The organism is Arthrobacter sp. Br18, from assembly GCF_000520555.1.
Classification (GTDB): domain Bacteria; phylum Actinomycetota; class Actinomycetes; order Actinomycetales; family Micrococcaceae; genus Arthrobacter_D.
In genome coordinates this window covers 87,047-95,575 of record NZ_KI914846.1, presented here as the reverse complement: position 1 = coordinate 95,575, position 8,529 = coordinate 87,047, and the positions used below count along the sequence as shown (strand labels likewise).

7 protein-coding genes and 1 riboswitch are annotated in these 8,529 nt (G+C 66.5%); of the genes, 1 reads left to right on the top strand and 6 read right to left on the bottom strand.

Translation table 11 applies throughout. The features are described 5' to 3' along the window. Nucleotides 1-48: 48 nt before the first annotated feature. The 5 genes from Y704_RS0103175 to Y704_RS0103155 all read right to left on the bottom strand — a co-directional run bounded on the left by Y704_RS0103175 (nucleotide 49) and on the right by Y704_RS0103155 (nucleotide 5,454). Nucleotides 49-1,257: a glycoside hydrolase family 26 protein gene (locus Y704_RS0103175; protein ID WP_253904220.1), complete on the bottom strand. Its 1,209-nt coding sequence runs from the start codon at nucleotides 1,255-1,257 to the stop codon at nucleotides 49-51. A 148-nt stretch (nucleotides 1,258-1,405) separates the two neighbouring features. Continuing rightward, a riboswitch (cyclic di-GMP riboswitch) is annotated at nucleotides 1,406-1,480 on the bottom strand. 163 nt (nucleotides 1,481-1,643) lie between these two features. Beyond that, entirely contained in the window at nucleotides 1,644-2,081 is a 438-nt protein-coding gene (locus tag Y704_RS0103170; RefSeq protein WP_026549023.1) for an ATP-binding protein, read from the bottom strand. Then, nucleotides 2,074-2,406: an STAS domain-containing protein gene (locus Y704_RS0103165; RefSeq protein WP_026549022.1), complete on the bottom strand. Its 333-nt coding sequence runs from the start codon at nucleotides 2,404-2,406 to the stop codon at nucleotides 2,074-2,076. Before Y704_RS0103165 ends, Y704_RS0103170 begins: the two co-directional genes overlap by 8 nt. Further along, the gene (locus tag Y704_RS0103160; RefSeq protein WP_026549021.1) at nucleotides 2,384-4,348 is read right to left on the bottom strand and encodes a glycosyltransferase; all 1,965 of its coding nucleotides are present in this window, start codon (nucleotides 4,346-4,348) and stop codon (nucleotides 2,384-2,386) included. The genes Y704_RS0103165 and Y704_RS0103160 overlap by 23 nt, the downstream gene beginning before the upstream one ends. 2 nt (nucleotides 4,349-4,350) lie before the next feature. Beyond that, complete coding sequence (locus Y704_RS0103155) at nucleotides 4,351-5,454, bottom strand: PP2C family protein-serine/threonine phosphatase (protein ID WP_026549020.1); 1,104 nt, start codon at nucleotides 5,452-5,454, stop codon at nucleotides 4,351-4,353. A 184-nt stretch (nucleotides 5,455-5,638) separates the two neighbouring features. Between Y704_RS0103155 and Y704_RS0103150 the strand changes: the two genes are divergently transcribed. After that, nucleotides 5,639-7,294 carry a sensor histidine kinase gene (locus Y704_RS0103150; protein WP_253904215.1) on the top strand — a complete coding sequence of 552 codons (1,656 nt, stop codon included), beginning with the start codon at nucleotides 5,639-5,641 and terminating at the stop codon, nucleotides 7,292-7,294. Nucleotides 7,295-7,339: 45 nt separating this feature from the next. Here Y704_RS0103150 and Y704_RS18680 read toward each other — a convergent pair. Further along, on the bottom strand, nucleotides 7,340-8,529 hold a 1,190-nt coding region (locus Y704_RS18680), incomplete at its 5' end, for a helix-turn-helix domain-containing protein (RefSeq protein ID WP_035771413.1).

The window sequence follows — 8,529 nt, the reverse complement described above, 5'->3', positions numbered from 1 at the left end:
GCCGTGACCGCCCTGCCGTGACCGGCCGGGCGGCCACGGGTACCGCCGCTACCTGCGCCGCGCTGCGAGGGCTGCCGCGACTGACTCTGCGGAAGCTGTGCTGCTGTTGATGCGCCAGTCCGTTTCCTTGTTGAAGTGGAACCAGACGACCGCGGAAACGTCGGACTGGGCCCGGAGGTATTCGACGAGGGACGTGTTCCACGCGGCCTTGGAGCCGCCCGCCTCCGCGGACGCCGTCTCGGCGATCAGGATTTCCTTGCCGGGGGCAAGGTTCCGCAGCTGGCCCAGTCCGTCGCCGAAAAGCCCGGCGGGATCGACCCACGCGCTCCACCCGGTCGAGGTGCCCCAGTTGTACCCGTCAAGCGCGACGGCGTCCACGTAGCCGGACCCGGGGTAGAGCTGCGCCAGGGGTGTGGAACCCCAGTAGGGCACGTTCGGATTCCAGACCCAACTGATGTTGCCGGCACCGGTGGAGGCGACGACGTCGTGCACGTGCCGCCAGGCGGCAACGTAGTCGCCCTCGGTGTTCCCGTTGATGCCCTCGGACCACGGGTACCAGTTTCCGTTCATCTCGTGACCGAAGCGCAGCATCACCGGGTGCCCCCACTGTGCCAAGGCATGGCCCCACTCCCTCAGGTAGGGGTCGAAGTCGCCTGCAGCGATGCGGTCGAGGGAATAGGCGGGCTGTTCGGTGCCGCCGCCCCACGCCCAGGGTTCCCACGTCAGCAGCGTGACGGCGCCGCGGGAGCGCACTGCCTCCAGCTCGGTGAGCGGAGCGGGCTGGTGGAAGTCCTTGTAACTGAGGATCACGGAGGGTGCCTCACCCGCGAGGACTGCCACCTCGTCCAGTTCCGCCGCAGCGAGCGGGCCGCCAGGCGTTCCGACACCGAACCGCAGTCCGGCAGGCACTCCGGCGGGGGCGGGGGGTGCCGGTCCCGGGTCCGGCGGAGGGAGGGAGGCCCCTATCGGTGACGGGGAGCCCGAGGTCAGCGTGAAGACCGCTGATGCGTACCCGCTGCCGGCTGCGGCGTCGACCGGCACGGTGCCCGAGCCGTCAGGGATGACGATGTCGGCCTGGAAGTAGCCCGAGGCACTTGCCCTGATCGGCACTGATGTGGTGCCGGCGCGCAGGATGCCGGCCTGCTTCTTGGGGAAACCGGTCCCGGTCACGGTGACGGTGATCCCCGCAGGTCCCGACGCGGAGCTGAGGCTGATCGATGCCGACGCAGCTGCCGCCGGTGGCACCACCGCCACCATCAGGACCATCAGGGTGGTGCTCATCAGCGCCGGAAGAAGCAGGATCCGGCGCAGGACCCCCTGTCGGAAGCGGACGACGCGGGCACCGCCGTCGGACGGAAGAAGCCACAGCAAGGGAAGCAAGCGACGCATGGGGAGACCTTCGCTGATCGGGAGCCCGGCTGACCTCGAGGGTCCCGTAGCTTTGCGTCCCCGGCTCGCGCCGGGTTTGCCGTTGTCGATGGACAGGTGTCCGCGGAGGGCCGCCCCGAACGCAGGAAGCGCCTCCACGTCCCATTTTTCCAGACCGGACAATGCTGCCGCGCGCTTTTGCCGAAGGCTTCCCGCAGGACTGTCGCAGGATCAGGCGTTCCGCAGGGGTCAGCGGAACGGCAGCCGGAATCGTCCTAGCGCGTCGAACCGGCCTGCGGGGATTCGCGGGACAGTATCCACACATTCGTGTTCCCCTGGCGCTCGACGGTGACGGTGCTCACCAGGGCATGGATGAGCGCAAGTCCCCGGCCGGACTCGAAGTCGTCGCCGGGAAGGTCGGCCGCCGGGAGTTCGGTGTGCACGGTGGCTCCGATCTCCGAGATCCGGGCCTGCAGCAGGGAGGACGTGACGGTGAGGTCGACGCCGAGCTTCAGCTCGCTGCCCTCCAGCGCCACCCCGTGCTGGACCACATTGGAGGATGCCTCGATCACCGCGGTGGTGAACGCCATCTGATCCAGATCGGGCACGAAATCAGCGTCCTGCCAGAGGATGTCCAGTTCCGTATGGAGATCGTCGATGGCCTCCACCGTGGCGGGGGCCAGGAATGCTCGCTGCGCAAGGATTTCAGTCATCAGAGAACGCACCTTCTGCCGTGGGGTGGGGAGTGAGCACGCGGTGCATACTCGTGAGTTCCAGGACCATCTGCACCTGGGGTTGAACGCAGGCGATGCGGAGATCCCCGCCGGCCTGGCGGGCCAGCTTGAGGCAGCCGATCAGGGCACCGAGGCCCGACGAATCGATGAAGCTCGTCCCGGCAAGGTTGATCACGATGCGCGTTTTGCCGGCCGCCACGACGGCGGAGACCACATCCCGCAGTTTCGGTGCGGCCACCATGTTGAGCCGGCCGTTCCCCAGAACCTCGGTATAGCCGGTCCTATGCTCCGTGCTGAACTGCATGTTCGCGAATCCTTTCATTGGGGACGAATCCCTCGTATTTCACTGCCTTGATCAAAACACTCAACACCACCAGGTCGAAGGCCACCCAGGCGACATTGACGAGGGTTCCGACCGGTTCATTCAGTCCCACTGCAAGCCGGACAAGTCCAACAATAAGGGCCACCACCAGCAACGCCATGACGACCAGCTGCGGCCGGATGAGGCTCCAGCCCGGCCCGCCGTCCTGGCGTGCCTTCGGGGTGACCGCGAAGCCCAGCGGACGGCCGAACCAGACATTGCGTGCCGCCGTGGTGCACGCCTTGATCCAGGTGGGGAAGAGCGCGAGGCTGTACTGCTGGCCCCGCCAGGTAGGAATTCCGCGGCCCGTCACAGCGAACAGCAGTTGATTGACCACCATGAACGGGATGAACCGGACGAAGAAGTCGGTGCTGATGCTGTTCACCGGAAGGATGCCCAGGGTCAGGTAGATGATCGGCGCGGCGAAATACACGACGGCGGCGAACCCGCTCAGATACGTCCACATGGTCGCGAAGTACATCAGGCGTTGCGACGCCTTCATCCCCTTCTGGAACAGCGGATTCTCGCGCAGCATCACCTGGACGGTGCCTTGCGCCCACCGGAGCCGCTGCGTCAGCATGGTCTTGAGGTCCTCAGGGGCAAGCCCGTTGGCCAGCACCTCGTGGTGATAGGCGCTCTGCCATCCCATGGCGTGCAGGCGCATCGAGGTGGCCATGTCCTCGGTGACCGAGATCGTGGCCAGCGGCATGATGGGCTGCGCTTCGGCGTGGCGCTCGATGGAGATGGCATCCAGCACGGCCTGGACCGACTCCAGCGCGCCCAGCGGCGACCAGTCGCGGTGGGACATCCGCTCGATCGCTTCGTCGAGCTCCTCCGCAGGCAGGTTGAAGCCGTCGCCGCCGTCGAGCTCCATCGCCGCGATCTCGGCAAGGTCCGCCTCCAGGGTGGAGAAGTCCGAGCCGACGAGGGCCTGGACTGCGTGGTCGACGGTCTGCCGGACGCGGTACGTGACCTCGCTGAGCGATCCGCCGGCCTTCAGCTCGACGCGGGCCCTGGCGGTTGCCCCCTCCACCTCATTGAGGAGCCCGGCCACCAGGGGGTCGGCTGCCTCCGGCGACTTCCGGGCCCTGCGGATGGCGGTACGGGACGCCTTGAGCGCTTTCCTGACACCGGTTTCCACTTCCTTCACATAACCCACGAGCCCGAGCTGCATGAGTGCCTCACGGCGGAGCAGAGCGTTCGAACCGCAGAAGAACGCCGCATTCCAGCCGTCCTTGCCCTGCTGGATCGGACCGTAGAACAGGGGGGCCTGACTGCCCAGTGGATCGTCGTCCGGCACGTTGATGAAGTACTGCGGAGTCTGCACCAGCGCGATTCGGCGCGAGGAGAAATAGCCGAGTGTGTTGCTGAGGATTTCGGGTTCGGGAACCTGGTCCGCGTCGAGGATCAGCAGGAACTCGCCCTGGGTCATCATCAGTGCGTTATTGAGGTTGCCTGCCTTGGCATGGCGCGGCCGGTCCGTCCAGTCGGCGCTCCGCGTCAGATAGCCGATACCGTGTTCCTCCGCCAGCGCCTGGATCTCCCCGCGGGCGCCGTCGTCCAGAATCCAGGTGCTGTGCGGATGGGTGATCGCCTTGGCTGCGAGGGCTGTGTCCAGCACCATCTGCGCGGGTTCGTTATACGTCGTGATGAACACATCCACGGTTGCGTCCGGAGGAGCAGGCAGAGGTTTGCGGTGCTTGATGCGCCACACCGTCATGCCGAACAGGGCGACGTCGATCAGGCTGTAGGTTTCGGAGGCGACCAGCGGTATCGAGATCCACCATGCGGCCCAGTTCAACGATTCCAACCAGCGCCACGCGATGTAGTTGACTCCCAGGATGACGGTGAGCACCACGAGGACGCGCACCCAGAACTGGTTCATGCTCAGTTTTCTGCGCGCCGGTTGAGAACGACGACAGTGACGTCGTCGGCCACCTCCGGCACGTCGGCCATCCCGAGGAGCATCCGGCAGGCATCGGCCGCCGTGGGGCTGGAGTGGACGACCCCGGCCACGGCCGCAGTGAAATCCTCCACGGTGTCATAGATGTCGAGGAGTCCGTCGCTGATGATGGCGAGGGAGTCCCCGGGATCGAGCTTCACCCGGTCGGAGGTCCACCGCTGGCCCGGCCACGCACCGACGGGCGGACCGCCGGGAGTGAGCCGGGTGCAGGTTCCGTCCCCCGCGACCTTCAGCGCAAGCCCGTGACCTGCATCGATATATTCCACCAGACCGTCGACAGTGGTGAGGCGCGCATGGAACAGGGTCACGAAGGAACCGGCCTGTTCCAGGTCCCCTTCCATGGCCCGGGCTGCGTCCTCGAAGGCGGCATCAAGGTCGGTCGAGTTTCCAGCGGAGCGCATGACGGCGCGCACCGTGGCCGCGATGAGCGCCGCGCCCATGCCCTTACCCATGGCATCCGCGACGGTGAGGTGCATCCCGTCCTCGGTGGGGTACCAGTCGTAGAAATCACCTCCGACGCTGCGTGAGGGACGGAAACGCCCGGCGAGATCGAACCCGTCCAGCTGGAGTGAGTCACGAGGGAGCAGGCTCTGCTGGACCTCGCCGGCACGCCGTCGTTCGTCGGCGTGGGCCTCGTCAGCGGCTGTATGGCTCCGTTGGCGCCGGAAGAGGGAGTTGACCCGCGCCACCAGTTCACGGGGGCTGAACGGCTTGCTGATGTAATCATCGGCCCCGGTCTCCAGCCCGGTGAGGCGTTCGATCTCGTCGGTGCGCGCGGTGATCATCAGGATGTAGGCATCCGAGAACGTTCGCACTTCCCTGCAGACGTCGACACCGTCGCCGTCGGGCAGGTTCAGGTCGAGGGTGATCAGGTCCGCGCCTGCCCGCGCCGCCTCGAGGCCGTCGCTGGCCGTTCCTGCCTCGGCCACCTCGAAGCCCTGCATGGAGAGAATGTGAACCAGCAGGCCCCTGATATCGGCGTCGTCCTCGATGACCAGGGCACGCCGCTTGGAAGGGGAGTCAGTCATACGGTTCATTAAACGTTACTGGTGGGGTTTGTTCCGCACTGCGCCCCGTGGGTCGGGCGCTCCAGTTGACCCGCGCACGCCCCGGGAGGGTTATTCTCAGAGGGGCCGGCGTTCATTCCTGCCTTTTGGGGGATCGGGGCGTTGCACCCGGTCCGTTTAACTGGAATCTGGAGTGGCCGACGCCGTGGATAGAGTGCTTTCCCACCTCACGCTCAACAGCGGGCAGTTCCACGAGCTGTCGATGCGCAACCGTGTAGTGCTCAGTCAGCTTCCCCTTTCCCTCACGGTCCTCCTCATCGTCACCGGCAGCTTGCTGTTCCACCCCCTGGTGCTGCAGGACGGCCTGTTCCGGGTGGGAGTTGCGCTGCAGGTATTCATCCTGCTGCTGTGCATCCTTCTGCCGTGGCACCGGCTTCCCTATCCGAGTTTCCTGATCATTCCGCTGCTCGATTTCCTTCCGATCGGCCTCATGCGTCATGGCGCCGGGACGGAAATCACCGGGGTGGGTCTCCTGACGGTCTTTCCCGTCATCTGGCTTGCCGCCTCGGGGCTCTATCCGAGACGCCTGCTGGCGGTGGGGTTCTTCGCCGCGCTGGCGATCGTCTGGACACCCGTCTTCCTCACGGGCGGCGAGATCACCGCGAGTTCGCTGACGCAGTCACTGCTGCTGCCCTTCATCATGCTGGGAATCGCGGTCACCATCCGCGTGATGACGGCGAGCATGATGGACCAACAAAGGGTCGTCGAGGAGAAGGACGCGGAGCTGACAAAGCTCCTCGCGGAGAGTGGCCGCCGCGAACGCCTGCTGAACACCATCGTGAACTCCGTCGATGTCGGACTTCTCGCGGTTAATGAGACCGGTGATCCCGTGTTGACAAACCGCAAGCTGCAGCAGTTCCAGGCGCTGGCGGCTGAGGACGGCGGCACGTCCCACTCGGAGCAGGACCTGTTGATCTATCAGCAGGACGGCCGTTCGGTGCTTCCTGCGGCGCGCCGTCCGTCCCGGCGGGCCGCCGATGGCCAGGTGTTCTCGGACTACCTCCTGTGGTGGGGCCAGCAGCCCAACCAGCGGGTCCTTTCGACGTCATCCCGCCTGATGACTGACCAGTCGGGCAGCCGTGAGGGCTCAGTGGTGACGTTCAACGACGTCACTGAACTGGTCGCGGCGCTCAACGCCAAGGATGAGTTCGTGTCGACTGTTTCACACGAACTGCGCACGCCGCTCACTGCCATCCGGGGCTACCTCGAGCTGCTCATGGCAGCACCGGACGTACCGGAGCACGTTGTGGCCGGTCTGGAAGTGGTTTCCCGAAACTCCGACCGCCTCCACAAACTGGTCCTTGACCTTTTGGCGGCGGCGGAAGGGTCGCCGGACATACGGCCCGCGCCCACGGACTTCCCGGCCCTGGTCAGCCAGCGTGTCGCCTCGGCGCGGGAACGCAACCAGAATCCGGCAGTCCGCTTCGAAGAGGCGGGCCAGCAGGGAATCACCATCAACTGCGACCCGGGCCGTATTGCGCAGGTGCTCGATAACCTGCTGTCGAATGCAGTGAAGTACTCACCGTCCGGCGGGACCGTGACCGTGACGGTCCAGTCCGGCGAGGACGGGGTGGAGTGCCGTATCGCCGATCAGGGCACGGGCATGACGGCCGAGGAGATCACCGGCGTCTTCAGCAAATTCTTCCGCACCTCCGCTGCCCGCAACGCGGCCATTCCCGGTGTCGGGCTAGGCCTGGCCATCTCCAAGGCGATCGTGGAACGCCACGGCGGATCCCTCACCTGCAGGAGCACCGCGGGTGAGGGATCGACCTTCAGCTTCAGGCTCCCGGTACACCCCTAGGTCCGCGGACGGACGGTGCGGGTGGGGCCCGGCGGGCGGGGACCCCTAGCGCAGGCTTCGCGCCTTGAGCGCCAGGTACAGGTGCACGCGGTCCGCGGTGATACCGGGATCGTAGCCCGTCAGGTCGATGAGCTGCTGCAGCCGGTACCTCACGGTGTTGCGGTGCAGCTGCAGGGCGTCAGCCACCGCAGCCACCGATCCGTTGAGGGAAAGGTACTTCTCCAGGGTGGTCATCAGATCGGCGCCATGCCTGGCGTCGAATGCGGCCACCGGATCGAGGGTCTCCGCTGCGAGGTCCGCGAGCGGCACATCATCACTCGCCAGCAGCAGGGACATCAGGCTCAGCCGGTCCGCCCGGTTCACGCGGCGGCCGTGGGTGAGCGCTTCGCGCGCCTCGAAGTAGCTCCACCGCAGGCCGTGGGGCTGGAGATACGAGCCGCCTACCCCCACCTGTGCCGTGAACCCTGCACCGTGCAGGTACGAACTGAGATCCTGCGCCAGGTGTCCGACGTCGGCGGCGCCGGTCAGCAGTACCAGACGGTCGTCGAGGATTGCGGCGACCGCCGATTCCCACCCGGCAGGCAACGGAAGAGTGCGCAGCGCGCGTTGGTGGCCGGAGGCGACATCGACCATCACCACGGTCTGCCTCGTACCGGCATCGATGCCCGCGCTGGCCAGGCGGGCCGCGGCTTCAGGGCCGCCCAACGTGCCGCGCGTGATGTCCTGGAGCAGCTGACCGGCAGCAGCGCGCTCGCTGGTGCGCCGTCGCGCCTGATTGCTGAGCTCGACGCTGACCAGACTCTGCGCATAGTCCACGATCGCCGCGTGGCGGTAGGGCTCGCGGAACGCCAGCGTGCAGCGATCTTTCAGCCCGGTCGCTACCGGCACGCGGTGCCAGACGACCTGTTCGGCGTCGGGAACGGCCGGGAAGGTGCCGGCCACGCGGGTTCCGTACTGGAAAAGGGCGACGTCGGTCCCGAGCATCGGGGCCAGTTCCCGCAGGAGGGCGGAAATTCCTCCACCCCCGAGCAGGGCGGCCGCAAGGACCTGGTGTCCGCGCAGGAGGCTCTCCAGCCCGGCGTAGGTGTCCGCGGCGAGGGAGTCGGCGACGATCTTGCCGATCGCGATGAAAGGGGTCTCGTAGGGGACGCTGAACAGGGGCAGCCCCTCCACCTCGGCCTGCTCGAGGAAGGCCGACGGAATTCTTCCGTGCGTCAGGCCGACGCCGAACCCCA